The sequence below is a fragment of the Bradyrhizobium cosmicum genome (assembly GCF_032290525.1).
Classification (GTDB): domain Bacteria; phylum Pseudomonadota; class Alphaproteobacteria; order Rhizobiales; family Xanthobacteraceae; genus Bradyrhizobium; species Bradyrhizobium cosmicum_A.
Map to the genome: position 1 here is coordinate 122,735 of NZ_JASXTA010000016.1, position 18,303 is coordinate 141,037.

Sequence of the window (18,303 nt, forward strand, 5' to 3'; positions counted from 1 at the left end):
GCCTTGCTTGAGCCCTTGGCTCAGCCAAGGGAATTTGGCAGAAGGGCCGCTGATTTCCCTACAGGATTTTCGTAATGACAGAACCGGTGGCGACTGAGGTTGGGCGCGATTTCATTCGTGACATCATCCAGGCCGACCTCGATCAGGCCAAATACAAGGAGATCGTGACCCGGTTCCCGCCGGAGCCGAACGGCTATTTGCATATCGGCCACGCCAAGTCGATCGCGCTCAATTTCGGCATCGCCCAGGAGTTTCCGGGCCGCTGCCACCTGCGCTTCGACGACACCAACCCGGTCAAGGAAGAGCAGGAATACATCGATTCCATCCAGGCCGACGTGCGCTGGCTCGGCTTCGACTGGGGCAAGAACCTGTTCTTCGCCTCGGATTATTTCGATCGCCTCTACGAATGGGCGGAGACGCTGATCCGCGACGGGCTCGCCTATGTCGACGATCAGAGCCAGGAAGAGATCCGGCTCTCGCGCGGCACGCTGACCGAGCCCGGCAAGAACTCGCCGTTCCGCGACCGCAGCGTGGACGAGAATCTAGACCTGTTCCGCCGCATGAAGGCGGGCGAATTCCCCAACGGTGCGCGCGTGCTGCGGGCCAAGATCGACATGGCGGCGGGCAACATCAACCTGCGCGACCCCGTGCTGTACCGCATCCTGCATGCGCACCATCCGCGTACCGGGACCAAGTGGAGCATCTATCCGAGCTACGATTATGCCCACGGCCAGTCGGACGCGATCGAGGGCATCACGCATTCGATCTGCACGCTGGAGTTCGAGGATCACCGGCCGCTCTACGACTGGTTCATCGAAAAACTGCCGGTGCCGTCGAAGCCGCATCAGTACGAGTTCGCGCGGCTCAACCTGACCTACACGCTGCTGTCGAAGCGCGTGCTGACTCAGCTGGTGCGCGAGGGCCATGTCGCGGGCTGGGACGATCCGCGCATGCCGACCATGGCGGGCATGCGCCGCCGCGGTGTGCCGCCGGCGGCCCTTCGCGAATTCGTCAAGCGCATCGGTGTGGCCAAGGCCAACAGCGTGGTCGACGTCGGCATGCTCGAATTCTGCATCCGCGAGGAGCTGAACCGCACCGCGCAGCGGCGCATGGGCGTGCTGAAGCCGCTCAAGGTCGTGATCGAGAATTATCCGGAAGGGCAGACCGAGGAGCTCGAGGCGATCAACCACCCGGACGACCCCAGCGCCGGCACGCGCAAGATCACGTTCGGCCGCGAGCTCTATATCGAGCAGGACGATTTCATGGAGAACCCGCCGAAGAAGTTCTTCCGTCTGTCGCCCGGCAACGAGGTGCGGCTGCGCTACGCCTATTTCGTCAAGTGCACCGGCGTGATCAAGAACGATGCCGGCGAAGTGGTGGAGCTGCGCTGCACCTACGATCCCGCGACCAAGGGCGGCAACGCGCCCGACGGCCGCAAGGTCAAGGCCACCATGCACTGGCTGCCGGCGGCAAATTCGGTGCCGGCCGAGATCCGCATCTACAACCAGCTGTTCGCCAACCCGAGCCCGGACGCGGCGAACTTCGCCGCCGATCTCAATCCGCAGTCGCTTGAGATTTTGTCGGACGCACGGATCGAGGCATCGGTCGCCGAGAGCAATTCGACCGAGCCGATGCAGTTCGAGCGCCAGGGCTATTTCGTGCGCGACAAGGACTCGACGCCTGGCAAGCCGGTGTTCTCGCGCACCATCGGCCTGCGCGACACGTTCGCGAAGGAAGTCGCGAAAGGTTGATGCGCGCATGAGCAGTGAATCCGACGCCGTCGTTTCCGACATCATCGCGAAATGGTGCGCCGGCTTCGCGGCGCTCGATGCGGCCGCGCTGTCGTCGCTCTATTCGAACAACGCGTTCTTCTTCGGCTCCAACCCGAAGCTCTATCGGGGCAGGGACGGCGTCGCCGACTACTTCAACGGCCTGCCGCGCTGGCATAGGCCGAGCGCTGTGTTTTCCGAGGTGAACATGGCGCAGGCCGGTCCTGATCTGATCAACATGGGTGCAACCATCTCGTTCGATCTCGGCGGGGAACGCCCCGATCTCGTCGTCAAGATGAGCTGGGTCATCATCCGCGAGGATGGCGATTGGAAGATCGTCAATCACCACGCTTCATCGAAAGCGCCGCTGATCTGAGCAGGCGGGCGGCACACAGCTTCGTCATTGCCGTGAGAGAACCAACGTGCGCGCCGCGCGTTGATGGGGTTCCAATAGGGAATCCCACCATGCAGAGCATCGCAGAGCATATGGAAGTCATCGGCGCCGACGGCGTCCATGTCGGAACAGTCGACCGCGTCGAGGGCAACCGCATCAAGCTGACCAAGAAGGACAGCGGCGAGGGCAGCCACAGGGGCCATCATCACTTCATCGACAAGGGGCTCGTCGCCGACGTCGAGGGCAACAAGGTTCGGCTGTCGGCCAAGGCGGACGTCGCCGTGACGATGGAAGAGGAAAAGTAGGGGCGCATCGCTTCGTTCCTGATCCGTACCGCTATTCGCGCAACCGCACGTTCCGGTAGCCTCTGCACCCGTCGCGTATCGTAAGGTGCAGGGGAATGGCGGAGTTAGGCCGGCCAGTACGCTCCCAGGGAGTTGCCGGGACGTGGCCGGTCGGCCGCGCCGCACCGACTGGTGGCCTGGTGCCGGCCGGCTTTGGCGTCTGGCCCGCGATCGTCGAGACGTTGCGCCAATGGGCCAGGGCCGAGACCGGTGCCGGGCGGCTGCTGCCCTGGGTGCCGGTCGCCTTCGGCGGCGGCATCGCGCTCTACTTTGCCGCCGATCATGAGCCGGTGCTTTGGGTCGTCGCCGCGACGGCGGTCGCGCTGATGCTTGGCGCCCTCGTGCTGCGCAGGACCCGGCTGTTCGCCCCGGCAATCATGATTGCGGCGGTGGCGGCCGGCTTTGCCGTGGCGACCTGGAAGACGGCGCGCATCGCCCACACCGTGCTGGCAAAGCCACTCTATTCCGTTTCTCTGTCGGGCTTCGTCGAGGCCCGCGACATCCGCGAGCGCACCGATCGCTTCGTGCTGCGCGTCACCGCGATGGAGGCGCAGCGCAGCGACGTCAAGCTGGAGCGTGTCCGGCTGTCGGTGCGCAAGGGCACGGCGCCCGAGGTCGGCAGCTTCGTGCAGTTGAAGGCGCGGCTGATGCCGCCGATCTCGCCGGTGCGTCCCGGCAGCTACGACTTTTCGCGCGACATGTTCTTTCAGGGTATCGGCGCGTCAGGATTCGTGATGGGCGCGATCGCGACATCCGTGCCGCCGGATCCCGGTGGCTTGCGGCTGCGCTATGCCGCCTTCATGCAGGGCCTGCGCGATGCGATCGATGCGCGCATCCGCGCCACGCTCGAGGGTGACAATCGCGCGATCGCGACCGCGCTGCTGACCGGCCGGCGCGACGCCATCACCACGCCCGTCAATGACGCGATGTTCATCTCGGGTCTTGGTCACGTGCTGTCGATCTCCGGCTATCACATGGCGGTGGTCGCCGGCGTCGTCTTCTTCGCGGTGCGCGCGCTGCTGGCCTTGTCCCGGGACTGGCGGTCGGCTTTCCCATCAAGAAATGGTCGGCCGCCGCCGCGCTGGTCGCGGCCGCGTTCTACCTGCTGCTCTCGGGCGCGGAGGTCGCCACGCAGAGATCGTTCTTCATGACGGCGGTGGTGCTGATCGCGGTGATGGTCGATCGCCGCGCCATCACCTTCCGCACGCTTGCCGTGGCCGCCCTGATCGTGCTGGCGGTTGCGCCGGAAGCGCTGGTGCATCCGAGCTTCCAGATGTCGTTTGCGGCGACGCTGGGGCTGGTTGCGCTGGTGCAGATCGGCATGCCGAACCTGTTTGCATCCCCTGATCATTCGGCGACCGCGCGGATCGCAATGTGGGGCGGCCGCGAGATCGCGATGCTGTTCCTGGCCTCGCTGATCGCGGGGCTTGCGACCACGCCCTATGCCGCGTTCCACTTCCATCGCGTCACGCCGTTCGGCGTGCTCGCCAATCTCGGCGCGATGCCGGTGGTCTCGGCGCTGGTGATGCCGGCGGGGCTGCTCGGACTGCTCGCAGCTCCGTTCGGACTCGATGGCGTGTTCTGGTGGCTGATGGGGATCGGCATCGACTGGATGATCGCGGTCTCGCGCTGGGTGGCATCGCTGCCGGGGGCAGTTGGCCGCATCCCGGCTTTCGGCATCGCGCCGCTGATCGCGGCAAGCTTCGGAATCATCGTGATGGGCTTGTTGCGCACACCGTTACGCTGGTCAGGCGCGCTGGTGCTGATGGTTGCGATCATGTGGGGGCTGTCGGCGCGTCAGCCCGACATCCTGATTGCCGGCGACGGCCAGAGCGTGGCGGTGCGTGGCGGGGACGGGCGCCTGCATTTGATCCGGGCGAGCAAGGACAGCTTTCTGCTGAAGCAGTGGCTGGCTGCCGATGCCGATCCGCGCGATGCCGGCAGTGCTTCGCTGGCCGAGGGCGTGTCCTGCGACGAGGCCGGCTGCGTGACGCCGCTTGCCGACGGCCGTCTGGTCGCGCTGGGCCTACGCATCGATTCATTGGCTGACGATTGCAGCCGGGCCGCGCTGGTGGTGACGGCAAGGCTGGCGCCGCCGGATTGCGCGGCGATGGTGATCGATCGGCCGCGTCTGGCGGCGCAAGGCGCGCTGGCACTGACACGGCGTGGCAACGGGTTTGCCGTCCAGGCGGTGAAGGCGAAAGGCCCCGACCGCCCGTGGTCGCCGGCGACCGCCGGCGAGAGTGATTTCGGGACGAGCCTTGCGCCACAGGCGGCCGCTTCCCGCAACCGGGACGCCACACCGTCCGAGGCGGACCTGCAAGCTGAGGAATGAGCGGATCGGCTACAGATACCAGACCAGCATGGCGTCCAACGCTGCGCTCCCCATCACCGGCAGGGCCACCATCCGCGTCAATCCGGATGCGCGGGCCTCCGAGCCCGCGATCGAGCCGTCATCCGAGAGATCGTCGTTGAGCGCGGGCATGCCGGTGGCCCAGGCTCCGCCGATGCTGCCCTCGCCCTTGGTGATGAATTTGATTGCGTAGAGGGCGGCGAGGTCGGTCTGCGCGCTGCAATCGCCGGCGCGGAATACCAGCGCAGTGCGGGCCTCGTTCGGGACCCAGATCTCGAAGCGTCGCGCAATCGGGGTTGCCTGCGCTGACAGGAAAGTCAGGACCCAGGTGTGGTCGGTGCCGGTCCGGTAGGGCACGCCGACGCCGAGATTGATCCCGACCTTGGCGGCGTCCTCCCAGCGCAGAAAGCTTTTGGCATCGTGCAGATCCTTGATGATCAGCGGCAGTCCGGCTTTCCAGGTGCGGCCGGGCAGGCCGAAGCCGCGCGGAAATTTGGTGTGGCGGGAGTTGAATTCGAACATCTCCGCCGCACCGTAATAACCGTCGACGAGTCCCATTTCGTGGGAGATCTCGGCATCATTGTGCCAGAGCTCGATCGCGCCGACATGCGCCTCGTCGTCGCCGCAGAACAGCACCATCACCGCTTGCAGGAATTCGCCGGCGAACACCGGTACCGCGACGCCGCAGGTGAGGCCGGCTGCGAGCGCCTGATCGCTCCGCTTGAAGTAGGAATTGGCGAATTTGGTGAGGATCACGGGGTGGCCGCTGGCCCAGGCCTTGCCGGGAAGGCCCTCGTCATATCCGAAGCGCAAATACTCGCTCACGGCCTTGAACGCGGACAGCCCTTCGCCGTAGAGGCCGCCGCCGAATTCCAGCCGCATGCGCGTGCGGTCAGGCACCCAGAGTTCAACGACGCGAATGAAGGTTTTCATCGAACGTGTCCGCCGCCTCGAGCCGCAAACAGCATCGGCTATTTGGCTGCGGAACGGACGTTCAAAATTCAGGCAGGACAGCGCAAACTTCGTGCGGCGGGCAGACGTGGCGGGCTGATCCCGCCGGCCCGGATTCCGGACACTCAAACCAATCCACCTCGCCGGCCTCGGCCGGCGATGGCGATTTCAATCCCGGTCCCGACCTGTGAGCCGGAGAGCTATGTCAGCCGATCGGCAGGCGCGGACTCGCCGGCTGGCTATCGGAGATGATCTGCGGCTTGTGCTCGCGCTCGCCAACCGGTTGGGTCACGGGCAGTTGCAGCACGGTCGCGCGCTGGCCTTCGACGAGCTGCGTCACCAGCACGTATTTGCCATCGGGGAATTCGATCGCATCATGATGCCGGTCGGGAATGTGCGGATCGATCTTGCCGAACTTGCCGACACGCGAGTTGACCGTGCGCGTCCAGATCCAGCGATTGTCGTAGCGCACGTTGTCGGCGAAGGCGAGCTCCGTTCCCGGCAGCAGGCAGACCGCGACGGTCGGATCGGCCGCGGAGGCAAAGCCGCGCGTCGAGGTGCCGCGGAAGGTTGTCGTGACGACCGTCTCGCCGACTTCGGCGGGACGCGACGCGACGGCATGCAGGCTGTAGTCACACATCGGGTGCTCCTCATGCGACGATAGCGGCCCGCGCCTCTTGTCGAGGCGCAGGCCTCTATCAGAGTGGAAGCATAAAACTTCTGCCCGCTTGTAGGCAAATCTGCGGCTCGCCGCCGCAGGCCGCGATCACATTATCTTTCCCGAATCCTTTAGGAACAAAGCTTGCGCGCGAGCATTTGGGGCGCGCGTGTCAACGCCCCGCCGGCGCCGACCAACCAGCGTATCGCCAGTCCGGCTGCGAGGGCCGATCGATCGCATTACGCGCGTTGCGAACCTGCTCGCTGGTCGCCGCCTCCTTGCGGACATGGTGACGCGAAGGTGCGGCGAAGGCTTGCGACGCCGATGCTGCCATCAATGCCGCCGCGACGGTGCTCAGAATGACCTTGCGCATGATGTCTCCTCAGTCTCTCAAGCCGCGAAGCATGGATGCCTGGTGCGGCGTGCCGAGGATGTAGCGCCGGAGAAGGGGCCGGATAATCTGCGCGAAACCAGAAAGACTATCCAGCGGGAGCGGACAATCGTCCGCTCCGATCGTTGACAGCGATCATGATCGCCGCGGATTGGCAGGTGCCTTCGGTATCAGTACTTCCGGTACAGCCCGATCAGCTTGCCCTGGATCTTCACCCGGTTGGGCGGCAGGATGCGGACCTCATAGGCCGCATTGGCAGGCTCGAGCGCGATCGAGGCGCCGCGGCGGCGGAAGCGCTTCAGGGTGGCTTCCTCGTCGTCGATCAGCGCCACGACGATGTCGCCGGTGTCGGCGCTCTCGTTGCGCTGGATCAGCGCCATGTCACCGTCGAGAATGCCAGCCTCGACCATGGAATCGCCGCGCACTTCGAGCGCGTAATGCTCGCCCGAGCCGAGCATGTCGGGCGGGACGCTGATGGTGTGGCTGCGGGTCTGCAAGGCCTCGATCGGCGTACCGGCCGCGATCCGGCCCATGACGGGCACCGCGACGGGACGCTCGCCCTCGTCGGCAGGCGGGCTGGAGGTCGCGCGCACCTTGCCCAGATTGCCCTCGATGACGCTCGGAGTGAAGCCGCGGCGGTTGCCGGCGGCCGCCTGGAGCTCCGGCAGCTTGATGACCTCGATGGCACGGGCGCGGTTGGGTAGGCGGCGAATGAAGCCGCGCTCCTCGAGTGCGGTGATCAGGCGATGGATGCCCGATTTCGAGCGCAGGTCGAGCGCGTCCTTCATCTCGTCGAAGGAAGGCGGCACACCGCTTTCCTTCAGCCGTTCGCTGATGAACCGCAGGAGCTCGTATTGTTTGCGCGTTAACATCTCGACCAAATCCCCCGGTTGATGTCGTTCGATTCCGAGACGGTGAGTCCAGCGATAAGCTGCTACACGCTCGAAACAAATCATGAACGGACACTATATGTTCGATACATGTTCCGCAACTGCTTAATTTACCGTGAACGCGACAAAGTAGGCGGAACGCACGCGAACGATGCGGTCAGACGGGCAGTCGCAACACCTCGCAAGGTGTGCCGGCCTCGGCCTTTGGCGCGAACGGTGCGCGCACGAGAAGTGCTTGTGCCGCAGCGAGATTCGCAAGCAGCGAGGAATCCTGGTGATTGACCGGAAGGGCAATCAGCGCACCGTCGTCGCGCTCGTCAAGGCGCGCACGCAGGTAATCCTCGCGCTGGTCATTGGCACCGATATCGCGGCCGAGCACCGCGCGCTCGCGGCGGTGATGAATCGTTGAACGACCCGCGAGCGCGCGAATCAGCGGCACCAGGAACAAGAAACCGCAAACGTAAGATGACACGGGATTGCCGGGCAGGCCGATCACGCGCATCGCCCCCAGCTGCCCGTTCATCATCGGCTTGCCCGGCCGCATCGCGATCTTCCAGAACGCCATCGAGATGCCTTCGTCCCTCAGCGCCCGCTGGACCAGATCGTGGTCGCCGACCGACGCGCCGCCGATCGTGACCAGGATGTCGGCGCCGCTGTCGCGGGCGCGGCGGATGCCGGCGGTGGTGGCCTCCAGCGTATCGGCGGCAATCCCGAGGTCGATTGTCTCGGCACCCTCGCTGCGGGCGAGCGCGTGCATGGCATAACCGTTGGAATAGACGATCTGGCCGGGACCGGGCGTGGTGCCCGGCATCGCCAGCTCGTCGCCGGTGGCGAGGATGGCGACCCTCGGGCGGCGGCAGACGGCGAGATGCGGGTGGTTCATGGCGGCGGCGAGCGCGATGTCGCGCTCGGTGAGCCGGGTCCCCTTGCGCAGCAGCACGTCGCCCTCGGAGAAGTCGACGCCGGCGGGACGGATGTGCCGCCCGGCGACGGCGGCTTCCTTGATCGTGATGCGGTTGCCGTCGGCGACCGTGTCCTCCTGGATCACGACCGCGTCCGCGCCATCGGGAACGACACCGCCGGTGAAGATCCGTACCACTTCGCCTGCGCCGACCGTTCCCGCAAACGGCCGGCCGGCCGCCACCTCGCCGATCAGCGTGAGCTGGGCATCGACCTTTGCCGCATCTGCGGCGCGCACGGCATATCCATCCATCGCCGACATCGCCTGCGGCGGCTGCGTGCGCCGGGCCGCAACGTCGCGCGCGAGCACGCGATGATAGGCCGCGTCGAGCGCGATCATCTCTTCAGGCAGCGGCTCTGCACCCGCCAGCACAGCGGCAAGCGCGTCAGAAACCGGCATCAGGGCCACGGGTGAAAACTCCTGCTGGGCCCGTTCGGGCAAATCGGCGGCGAGAGTTCTAGCCGAGCGCGGGCGCAGAGGCAAAGCAGCGGCCGCGCGAGAGGGTTATCCTGCGTCGTCCGATCTATGGTGAAGGATTATCAGCTCCGCCGGGGCATGGTTTGGAAGGCAAGACAGACCGGCACGGGGATCGCCGTGGCGAGGATGAGAATGACGGGGCTCGCGGCCAGCATCGGTCAACTCCCCGTCTGCCGGTCCGGACCGATGCCCAGTGTGACGTCAGGAGCCGTGACGTCGGGAGCCCTGAGGCCTTGATCCCTGTCGGGCAAAGGATCGGCCTGGGATTTCAGGTCGGCGGCCTTGCTCACCAGCTTGGCAGAAAGTTCCGAGTCCGAGGTGGTCTTGGCGAATTCAAGAAGAAGAGAGGCCTGCTTGGTGAGGTAGGTTTTGCCCAGCACGATGATGCGTCCGTTTGTAGAAATCCCAACGGACTGTAGAGTCCGGACGCGGGATTCCGTTCCCGGAACTCTGTATAAAAATGTACAAAGGGATCCGGTTCCAAATTTTGCTCAAAATAGGTACCGGGAATCGGCCCGCTCCCCGTCAAAAGGGCCGGTCAGATGCCCATCGCCTTGAGTGCGTTTCCGACTTCGCGCGGCGAGGTCACGTGGACCGCGGTCAATCCGCGCGCCCGCGCTCCCTCGATGTTCTCGGCAAGATCGTCGAAGAACACGATACGGTTCGCCGGCGCGCCGATCGCGGCAACGACGTGGTCGAAGGCTTCCGCATCCGGCTTACGCAGTCCGATACTGGAGGACAAATACAGCTCGCGGAAATGTCCGAGCACGCCAGCATACTCCTTCGAGAAATGGTCGACGTGCGGCCGGTTGGTATTGGAGAAGGCATAGAGCGGCATCTGCGTTGCCGCGCGTGGCAACAGCTCGGCGATGTCGGGCATCTCGCCGGTGAAGATCGCGTTCCAGCCTTCCAGGAACTGCGCGTCGGAAATATCGATCCCGAGCGAGGCGCGCAGCGAGGCGAAATAATCTTCGTCGCTGAGCTTGCCGACCTCGTGCAGCCGATAGGCCTCGCTGTCGCGCACATAGCGCGCGACGATGGCGTCGGGCTTGCAGCCGGCATGTCCCGCCCAGCAGGCGATCGCCTTGGAGAAATCGATATCGAGCACCACGCGCCCGAGATCGAACAGAAGCGCGTCCGCGCTGCCGGGAGAGAGGAATGTCATCCGCGTCTCTCTACCCGAAGCGAACGACCCTCGCAAATCGATCGGGCCGCGGTTGCGTCCTGGAGGGGTACTACCTTTCGGCGACGTTGGCGGTGTGCTATCCTCCGATACTGCAATTGAGGAAGGAGGCTTCGCCATGGGCCATGCGTCTGCGTCTCGGCCTTTATTGTTGCGCCATGCAAAGGAGCGGCAGCTCCTCAGCGGCTTGAGTTACCATTACGATGTGGTCCAACAGCTCAATGTGACCGATCAGCAGAGGATTCCTGTGCTGATGACGCCCGGAATCTCGCTCCTGAAGACGCAAGGTGTGGTCGAGGACAATACTTGTGCGTCATACTGGTGACGTCGAAGTCGGATCTCACGGCGGATCTCGTCGTTCTTAGTTTGAGCCGCCGCGGTCTTTCGTTCGTTCGCCTCAACCTGGAGGACTATCCGGGCTCGATCGGGATTACCTGGCCGAACGCCGATGCTGCGGCGGAGATCGAAACCGATGGCGGCAGGATTGACTGCGGCAAGGTCCGATGGGGCGTCGGCGACGGAGAGCGGGGACGATTTCCTTCTTCGCGAGCGAGCCGCGTTTCTGTTCGGCTTCTGGGATGTATTGCCCTGGTTCTGGATCAATCGTCCCTCCGCAGTGCTTCTCGCGGAGAACAAGTTGCGGCAGCTCGCCTTGGCGAATGCGCATGGATTTCGTGTGCCACGGACGATCGTCTCGAACGATGCGGCGGCAGTGCGCAGCTTCGTCGCCAAGCAGGCGAGCATCGTCAAGCCGGTTTCAGGCGGGAGCTTCGTCGAATCCGGCCGCACATACGACATCCACACAAGTCCCGTGACGGTTGCCGATCTCACGGATGGCGCGGCTCAATCGGCGCCGGCGATCTACCAGGAGCGCATCGACAGGCAATTCGACCTTCGCGTCACGGTCGTCGGCACCCGCGTGTTTGCGTCGCGAATCCTGTTATCGAAATCCGATCAGGCCCGACCGGATTGGCGAGCCGCAGATCCCGCCGACGTGACCTATGAGCAGCACCGGCTCCCGCCGTCGTTCGAGGCGGCCTGCATTGCCTTCGTACGGGCCAGCGGCCTGGTGTTCGGCGCTCTTGATTTCATCGTCACACCCGATGGCGACCATGTCTTTCTCGAAATAAATCCCTCCGGCCAATGGGGCTGGATCGAGGACGCCACCGGGGCCCGAATTACCGAAGCGATCGTGGATAGCCTTGCGAGGGGAGCAGCATGAGCCTTTGTGATGTCCTGTGGCGCAGGGTGGGAGCTCCCGAGACGATCAATCCCCGGGAGTACTTCGATACATACAAGAACGCGATCATTGCGATCGAGCGCGGTGAGCCTTCGGCCGACGACCCCAAGCTCCTGGCGCAAAGTTGGAAGATGTTCGACAACGAGGCCGCGCGCCGGGGCACGATTGATGCGCGCGCGGCAGCGCTCATGCCCGCGCTCGGGCTTGCGGCTACGCTTGTGACGGGCGTCGGCTTCACCATCCTCAAGGATGCGACGATTTTCGTGGGAGCCCGCTGGATCGTCCTGGCGACCCTCGTGCTGGCCCTGGTCTACCTCACCCGAACGACGGTCCTGCTCTTCGCCATCCATGGCCAGGTCTTCCGCAGCACGCTCGACCCATCCGACCTGCCCATCGTGAATCGGGATCCGGCCGATACTACGGCATCGCCGTATGACCGCCTGGTCGCATGCAAGGTCCTCCGGTACACCGTCTCGAATTACCAGGCGAACAACGTGCAGTCGCAGACTCTGTTCGTGGCGCAGGGTGCGTTTAGAAACGCAGTCATTGTGATCGTCGCCGGCGGAGCACTGGCGACGATCACGATGTTCGCGGCGAGCTTCGATGGGGGCGCCACGATGGCGAGCATTTTGGGAGACTAGCGAGGGGCGTGATCGTATCCTTCAGTATCGGTACGGCTCGTGGTCGAACAGCGGGAATGCGCTGAACACGCTCGGCGCATTGGTCGCGGTCGCCGGGTGCAGGCAGGATTTGTCGACCTCGGCGAACGAGGTCGCGCCGAGCAAGCCAAGGCAGCGCAGCACCTCGTCCTCGAGCAGCTCCAGCATCCGCGTCACGCCGGCTTCGCCGGCCGCCGCCAGCGCCCAGCACTGCAGCCGGCCGATGCCGACCATGTCGGCGCCGGCCGCGATCGCCTTGACGATATCGGTGCCGCGGCAGAAGCCGCCATCGACCATGATTTTTGCGCGGCCCTTCACGGCGTCGACGATCTCGGGCAGCACATGCATGGCGCCGCGGCCGTGATCGAGCTGGCGGCCGCCATGGTTGGAGACGTAGATCCACTCGACGCCGTGATCGACCGCAATCTGCGCGTCCTCTGGCGTCGCGATACCCTTCAGGATGAGCGGGATCTTGAACCTGTCCTTGACCATCTTCACGGTCCGCCACTCCAGGCCCTTCTGGTAATCGCCGCCGGTGGCGCGCAGGCGGCTCTCGCGAACATAGCGCTTGGCGATGTCACGTTCGCGACGGCTGTAATGGGCGGTGTCGACGGTCAGGCAGAAGGCGGCGTAGGCGTTCTTCTCGCTCCGGCTGACGACATCGGCGACGAAGTCGTCGTCACCGCGCACATAGAGCTGATAGAGCCGCAGCGCATCGGGAGCGGCTTCGGCGGTCTTCTCCAGGCCGGGTTCGGAGACCGAGCTTAGCATGTGGGCGGCACCGAAAGTGCCGCAGGCGCGCGCGACGCTCGCCGCACCATCCGGATCGAATATCTCCAGGGCGCCGACAGGGGCCAGCACCACCGGCAGCCGCAGCTTGCGTCCGAACAGCTTGACCGAGCCGTCGACCTTGCGGACGTCGCGCAGCACGCGCGGGCGGAAGGCGATCTCGTCCAGCGCCATGCGGTTGCGCCGCATCGTGGTCTCGGTCTCGGCGGCACCGACGATATAGTCCCAGGCGTTCTGGTTGAGATTGGCGCGCGCCTTGCGGACGAATTCGTGCAGGTTCTGGAACGGCTCGGTGCTGGCGCCGAGCTCGACGTTACGTTCCGGCTGGATGCGGGGCGCTTCGTTCATTGTTGTCCTCCCGAGAATTTGAAGCCTTATTGTCATCGCCTATCGTGTCCGGCCCTGCAAAACCATCCTAAAATCGCATAGCTGCAAGGCGTGGGCCGGCCGACGATGCTGCTGGCGGCGCGAAACGGTTTTGGAACGTTGCCAAAAGTTTAGGTCCGGGCGAAGGGATTTTTACGGTGGCCCCGCCGACCGGGCGTCCCGGCCTTGAAGAAACCAGAATGGTATTGTGAACAGTTGGCTGGATCGCCATTTGCACGGCGCCTGCCCAGCCCAAAGCAAAGCTCCAAGCAAGAAGGCCAGCCTATCCATGCGGAAATCCCTGCTGTTCCCCCTGGGCGCGCTCACGGGAGCGTGTCTGACCCTTCTGGTAGCCAGCCCGCACGGCGGAGTATGGGCGGCACGGGCGGCAGCGAGCGCGGATGATGCCTATTCCCGGCTCAATCTGTTCGGCGAAGTGTTCGAGCGGGTGAAGGCGAGCTACGTCGAGAAGCCCGACAATTCCAAGCTGATCGAGGGCGCGATCACCGGTATGGTGACTTCGCTCGATCCGCACTCGCGCTACATGAACGACAAGGCCTGGACCGAGATGCAGGAGACCACCTCCGGCGAGTTCGGCGGGCTCGGCATCGAGGTCACGATGGAGGAGGGCCTGGTCAAGGTCGTCTCCCCGATCGACGACACGCCGGCGTCCAAGGCCGGCATCATGTCCGGCGACCTCATCAGCAAGATCGACGGCGATGCCGTGCAGGGCATGACGCTCGAGCAGGCCGTCAACAAGATGAAGGGGCCGGTCGATACCCAGACCAAGCTCACCATCGTGCGCAAGGGCGCCGACGCCCCGCTCGACGTCGCGATCAAGCGCGAGATCATCCATGTGCGCCCCGTGCGCTTCCACGTCGAGAACGGTGATATCGGCTACATCCGCGTCACCTCGTTCAACGAGCAGACCACCGACGGCCTGAAGAAGGCGATCGCCTCGATCTCCAGGGATGTCCCGCCGGAGAAGCTGGTCGGCTATGTGGTGGATCTGCGCAACAATCCGGGCGGACTGCTCGACCAGGCCGTGTCGGTGTCGAGTGCGTTTCTCCAGCGCGGCGAGGTCGTCTCGACCCGCGGCCGCAATCCGGAAGAGACCCAGCGCTTCACCGCGCATGGCGGCGACCTCACCAAGGGCAAGCCGCTGGTCGTGCTGGTCAACGGCGGCTCGGCCTCGGCCTCAGAGATCGTGGCCGGCGCGCTGCACGACCACAAGCGCGCGACCATCATCGGCACGCGCTCGTTCGGCAAGGGCTCGGTGCAGACCATCATTCCGCTCGGCGCCCGCAACGGTGCGCTGGCGCTGACCACGGCGCGCTACTACACGCCCTCGGGCCGTTCGATCCAGGCCCAGGGCATCGCGCCCGACATCGAGATCCTGCAGGAGGTGCCGCCCGAGCTGAAGGGCCGGATGGACACCATGGCGGAGTCCCAGATGCGCGGCCATCTGCAGGCCGCCGACGGCACCGAACAGACCGGATCGCAGTCCTACGTCCCGCCGGAAGAGAAGGACGACAAGGCCCTGCACGCGGCCTACGACTTCCTGCACGGCGTCACCGCGAATGCGGTGGCGGCCAAGCCCGCGCTGAAGGCTGCTGTGCCGAACTAGGCTTTACGACTTCGGGATACCGATCGCCCGGGAGTGGATCACCGCTCCCGGGCGATTTCGTTTGTGGACGCTGTCTCAGTTAATGTTCATGCCACAAAAGTCGCCTCGCAGCGGACCTGCCCGGCCTGCATGGTTCGAGACGCCCGCTTCGCGGGCTCCTCACCATGAGGCTTTAACAGGCAAGCCTCCCGCCGCGCCTTTTCTTCGTATGCGATAGCTCTGGTGCCGGGTGTGGCCCGGCCGTGACCGTCAAGTCAGAACGCGGGTGAAGACCTAGCCCGCCTCGCGGCGGCGGCTCTCCCTGCCATCTCGCTGGGCGAGCCGGCTGCGATGAGCTGCGAACAGCTCCAACACCTTGTCGGCCGGTTTCGCGGCGCTGAACAGATAGCCCTGCATCTCGGAGCAGCCGAGCGCGCGCAAGAGGCGCTGCTGCTCCTCGGTTTCGACGCCTTCGGCCGTGGTGGTCATGCGGCGGGCCGCCGCCAGGTTGACGACGGCCTGGACGATGCTGGCGGAGCCGTCGGGACCGGCGATGTCGTTGACGAAGCAGCGGTCGATCTTGATCTTGTCGAACGGGAAGCGGTGCAGATAGCTCAGCGAGGAATAGCCGGTGCCGAAATCGTCGAGCGCGATGCGCACGCCGATGGCGCGGAGCTGGTGCAGGATCGCCAGCGCGGTGTCGTCGTCGCGGATCAGCACCGCCTCGGTGATCTCGAGCTCGAGCCGGCTCGCCGGCAGATTGGAGGCGGCGAGCGCGGCCATGATCTTCAGCGCCAGCGTGCCGCTCTTGAATTGAACCGGCGAGACGTTGACGGCGAGGCGGATATCGTCGGGCCAGTCGGCGGCATCGCGGCAGGCGGTCGCCAGCACCCATTCGCCGATCTCGTTGATCAGGCCGGTGTCCTCGGCGATCGGGATGAACTCGGCAGGCGAGACCATGCCGCGCTCGGGATGGCGCCAGCGCACCAGCGCCTCGCAGCCGGTGATGCGGTCGTCCTTCAGACCGAGGCAGGGCTGGTAGTAGACCTCGAGTCCGTCATGGGCGATAGCGTGGCGCAGATCGCTCTCGAGCTGGCGCCGCTCGCGGACCTTGGCATCCATCTCCGGCTCAAAGAAGCGATAGGTGCGCCGCCCGGCCGCCTTGGCGGCGTACATCGCCATGTCCGCATTCTTCAGGATCTGGTCGAGCACCGTGCCGTGTCCCGGCGCCAGCGCGACGCCGATGCTGGCATCGGTGGTGAGGTGATGGCCCATGCAGTCGATCGGAGTGCGGATGGTCTCGAACACCCGCGCGACGAGATCGTCGACGGCGTCCCGCGAGGTCACCGCGCTCTGCACGATGGCAAATTCGTCGCCGCCCAGCCGCGCCACGAAGTCCGCCGGACCCGCACAGCGGCGCAGGCTCGCTGCGACCGATTTCAACAGCTCGTCGCCGACGAGATGGCCGAGCGCGTCGTTGACGCCCTTGAACTCGTCGATATCGATGTAATGCACCGCGATCTCTTCGCCATCGGCGATAGCGGCGAGCTCCGCACGCAGATGTTCGTGGAACATGGTGCGGTTGGGCAGGTCGGTCAGCGCGTCGTAATGAGCGAGGTGGGTGATGCGCTCTTCGGTGCGTCGCCGCTCGGTGATGTCCTCGTGGGTCGCGACCCAGCCGCCGTCAGCGAGCGGTTCGTTGACAATCTCGATGGAGCGGCCGTCGGCGGTGTTGACCACCATGGAATTGCGCACGTGGATGTCGCGCAGCACGCGGGCGACATAGTCGTCGACGTCGCCGGCGAACGAGCCGGTCGCCCTGCGGTGAGCGATGATGTCGTGGAAGCTGGAGCCGGGCTTCACCACCTCGGGCAACAGGTCGTACATTTCGATGTAGCGCTGGTTGCAGACCACGAGCCGCCGCTCGGCGTCAAACAGCAAAAGACCCTGCGTCATGTTGTTGACGGCGCGGTCGAGGCGTTGCTTTTCCAGCGTCAGCCGCTCGCGCGAGGCGCGGTGCTGCTCCAGCAGCTTGCGCACGATTGCTGTCAGCACGCCCGCGATGGCGAGTGCGGAGGCGCCGGCGACCGAGAGCAGGAGGCCGATCTGCTCGCGCCAGTCGGTCAGGGCCGCCGCGCGCGTCGTGGTGGCCATCATCAGGATCGGGAAGTGCGGCAGGGCGCGCGAGGAGATCAGCCGGTCGTCGCCGTCGACCGGACTGACGAAACGCCCGGCGAAGTGATCGAGCCCGAAGACCCTCTGATGCTCGAACGGACCGTTCTTGAAATTCCTGCCCATCAATTCGCTGGAATGGGGATAGCGGGCGAGCAGGGTGCCGTCGCGATGCAGCATCGAGATCGTCGCGCCTTCGCCGAGCACGACGGAGGCGAAGAATTTTTCGAAATTGGCGGGCTCGATGCCGCGCCCGACCACGCCCATGAATTCGCCGTTCGGTCCGACGATCTTGCGCACGATCAGGATCGTCCATGCGCCGGAGACCCGGCTATGGAGCGGCTCGATCAGCACGTCGGGCGAATAGGGGTCGTATTTGAAGGTGCGAAAATAGGCGCGATCGGCCACGTTCACCTTCGGCGCCGGCCATGTCGTCGACGAATTGACCAAATTGCCTTCGGCATCGAAGATGTTGACGCCGCCCATGTAGGGGAGCGCCTCGATCTTCGAGCGCAGCATCCGGTGGATGTCCTGGCCGGCGAGGCGCCTGCGATAGTCTTCGGCGGTCGCTAGTCCTGTCGTGCGAACGTGATCGACGAAATCTTTCTGGATGACCGCGAAGTCCTGCAATTGCTGGTCGAAATGATGGGCGAGCAGCAACACCGTGTTTTCCAGCTCGCGTCCGCTGTTGCGCAGCGCGCGTTCGCGGAAATTCTGCGCCATCAGCACCGAGCCGACGGCGATCGCGGCGATCAGCAGCGTCCCGCCCACCACCAGCCAGCGGATCGGACCGCTGCGCACGAAGGCCTGGTCAAGGAAGCGACTGCCGAATCTCGTCATCATGCTGGATCATTGCCGTGCACACGTCAGGGTCAATTCTTGGCCCCGGAAACATCCGTTGGTTTACGGGGACGGGGTGGAGACGAAGTTAGCAAGCGCGGTTAATGCGACATGAATGGCCGCGCACAAAAGCGATCGATGCGCGACATGCAGGAATTGATCGCCGCGGGTATCGCGCTCGCGATCATCACCGTCGTGAACGGCATGGGCAGCAGGCTCAGCGCGAAATTCGGATCGATCAGCACGTCGCTGAAATAACC

At 64.9% G+C, this 18,303-nt stretch carries 16 protein-coding genes and 2 pseudogenes; 9 read left to right on the forward strand and 9 right to left on the reverse strand.

Features of this window, described 5'->3' with window-relative positions:
* Positions 1-74: 74 nt before the first annotated feature.
* The 4 genes and pseudogenes from QSV46_RS26665 (at position 75) to QSV46_RS26680 (ending at position 4,842) form a co-directional block, all read left to right on the forward strand.
* On the forward strand, positions 75-1,751 hold the full coding sequence (locus QSV46_RS26665; RefSeq protein WP_314958436.1) for a glutamine--tRNA ligase/YqeY domain fusion protein: 1,677 nt from the start codon (positions 75-77) through the stop codon (positions 1,749-1,751).
* Positions 1,752-1,758: 7 nt separating this feature from the next.
* Positions 1,759-2,145 (forward strand): nuclear transport factor 2 family protein, encoded by a 387-nt coding sequence (locus QSV46_RS26670; protein WP_314958439.1) that lies wholly within the window; start codon positions 1,759-1,761, stop codon positions 2,143-2,145.
* A gap of 89 nt (positions 2,146-2,234) precedes the next feature.
* Entirely contained in the window at positions 2,235-2,468 is a 234-nt protein-coding gene (locus QSV46_RS26675) for a DUF2171 domain-containing protein (protein ID WP_314958442.1), read from the forward strand.
* Between the two features lie 95 nt (positions 2,469-2,563).
* A pseudogene (locus QSV46_RS26680) lies at positions 2,564-4,842 on the forward strand (ComEC/Rec2 family competence protein).
* Positions 4,843-4,851: 9 nt separating this feature from the next.
* Here the strand turns inward: QSV46_RS26680 and QSV46_RS26685 are convergent.
* From QSV46_RS26685 to QSV46_RS26715, 7 genes are all read right to left on the reverse strand, one after another.
* The gene (locus QSV46_RS26685; protein ID WP_314958443.1) at positions 4,852-5,793 is read right to left on the reverse strand and encodes a GAF domain-containing protein; all 942 of its coding nucleotides are present in this window, start codon (positions 5,791-5,793) and stop codon (positions 4,852-4,854) included.
* Positions 5,794-6,016: 223 nt separating this feature from the next.
* The gene (locus QSV46_RS26690) at positions 6,017-6,451 is read right to left on the reverse strand and encodes a hypothetical protein (protein ID WP_314958445.1); all 435 of its coding nucleotides are present in this window, start codon (positions 6,449-6,451) and stop codon (positions 6,017-6,019) included.
* A gap of 190 nt (positions 6,452-6,641) precedes the next feature.
* Positions 6,642-6,842, reverse strand: coding sequence for a hypothetical protein (locus tag QSV46_RS26695; protein WP_314958447.1), 201 nt, complete (start codon positions 6,840-6,842; stop codon positions 6,642-6,644).
* 188 nt (positions 6,843-7,030) lie between these two features.
* Complete coding sequence (lexA, locus tag QSV46_RS26700; protein WP_158670475.1) at positions 7,031-7,732, reverse strand: transcriptional repressor LexA; 702 nt, start codon at positions 7,730-7,732, stop codon at positions 7,031-7,033.
* Positions 7,733-7,907: 175 nt separating this feature from the next.
* A complete protein-coding gene (gene glp / locus QSV46_RS26705; protein ID WP_314958450.1) occupies positions 7,908-9,119 on the reverse strand; it encodes a gephyrin-like molybdotransferase Glp in 1,212 nt (403 codons plus the stop codon).
* 227 nt (positions 9,120-9,346) lie between these two features.
* Complete coding sequence (locus QSV46_RS26710; RefSeq protein WP_314958452.1) at positions 9,347-9,568, reverse strand: hypothetical protein; 222 nt, start codon at positions 9,566-9,568, stop codon at positions 9,347-9,349.
* A gap of 158 nt (positions 9,569-9,726) precedes the next feature.
* Positions 9,727-10,353 (reverse strand): HAD family phosphatase, encoded by a 627-nt coding sequence (locus tag QSV46_RS26715; protein WP_314958456.1) that lies wholly within the window; start codon positions 10,351-10,353, stop codon positions 9,727-9,729.
* A 136-nt stretch (positions 10,354-10,489) separates the two neighbouring features.
* On the opposite strand from QSV46_RS26715, the gene QSV46_RS26720 reads away from it, so the two are divergent.
* The 3 genes from QSV46_RS26720 to QSV46_RS26730 all read left to right on the forward strand — a co-directional run bounded on the left by QSV46_RS26720 (position 10,490) and on the right by QSV46_RS26730 (position 12,252).
* Positions 10,490-10,696 (forward strand): hypothetical protein, encoded by a 207-nt coding sequence (locus tag QSV46_RS26720; protein WP_314958459.1) that lies wholly within the window; start codon positions 10,490-10,492, stop codon positions 10,694-10,696.
* A gap of 147 nt (positions 10,697-10,843) precedes the next feature.
* Complete coding sequence (locus QSV46_RS26725) at positions 10,844-11,593, forward strand: hypothetical protein (RefSeq protein WP_314958461.1); 750 nt, start codon at positions 10,844-10,846, stop codon at positions 11,591-11,593.
* Positions 11,590-12,252, forward strand: coding sequence for a hypothetical protein (locus tag QSV46_RS26730; RefSeq protein WP_314958464.1), 663 nt, complete (start codon positions 11,590-11,592; stop codon positions 12,250-12,252). Before QSV46_RS26725 ends, QSV46_RS26730 begins: the two co-directional genes overlap by 4 nt.
* Positions 12,253-12,273: 21 nt before the next feature.
* On the opposite strand, the gene QSV46_RS26735 is transcribed toward QSV46_RS26730, so the two are convergent.
* On the reverse strand, positions 12,274-13,407 hold the full coding sequence (locus QSV46_RS26735) for an alpha-hydroxy acid oxidase (protein ID WP_314958467.1): 1,134 nt from the start codon (positions 13,405-13,407) through the stop codon (positions 12,274-12,276).
* Positions 13,408-13,714: 307 nt separating this feature from the next.
* Between QSV46_RS26735 and QSV46_RS26740 the strand changes: the two genes are divergently transcribed.
* Complete coding sequence (locus QSV46_RS26740) at positions 13,715-15,052, forward strand: S41 family peptidase (RefSeq protein ID WP_314958468.1); 1,338 nt, start codon at positions 13,715-13,717, stop codon at positions 15,050-15,052.
* Between the two features lie 273 nt (positions 15,053-15,325).
* On the opposite strand, the gene QSV46_RS26745 is transcribed toward QSV46_RS26740, so the two are convergent.
* Entirely contained in the window at positions 15,326-18,046 is a 2,721-nt protein-coding gene (locus QSV46_RS26745) for an EAL domain-containing protein (protein WP_314958470.1), read from the reverse strand.
* 153 nt (positions 18,047-18,199) lie between these two features.
* On the opposite strand from QSV46_RS26745, the pseudogene QSV46_RS41450 reads away from it, so the two are divergent.
* A pseudogene (locus tag QSV46_RS41450) lies at positions 18,200-18,301 on the forward strand (Flp family type IVb pilin); the annotation flags it as partial.
* Positions 18,302-18,303 lie beyond the last annotated feature (2 nt).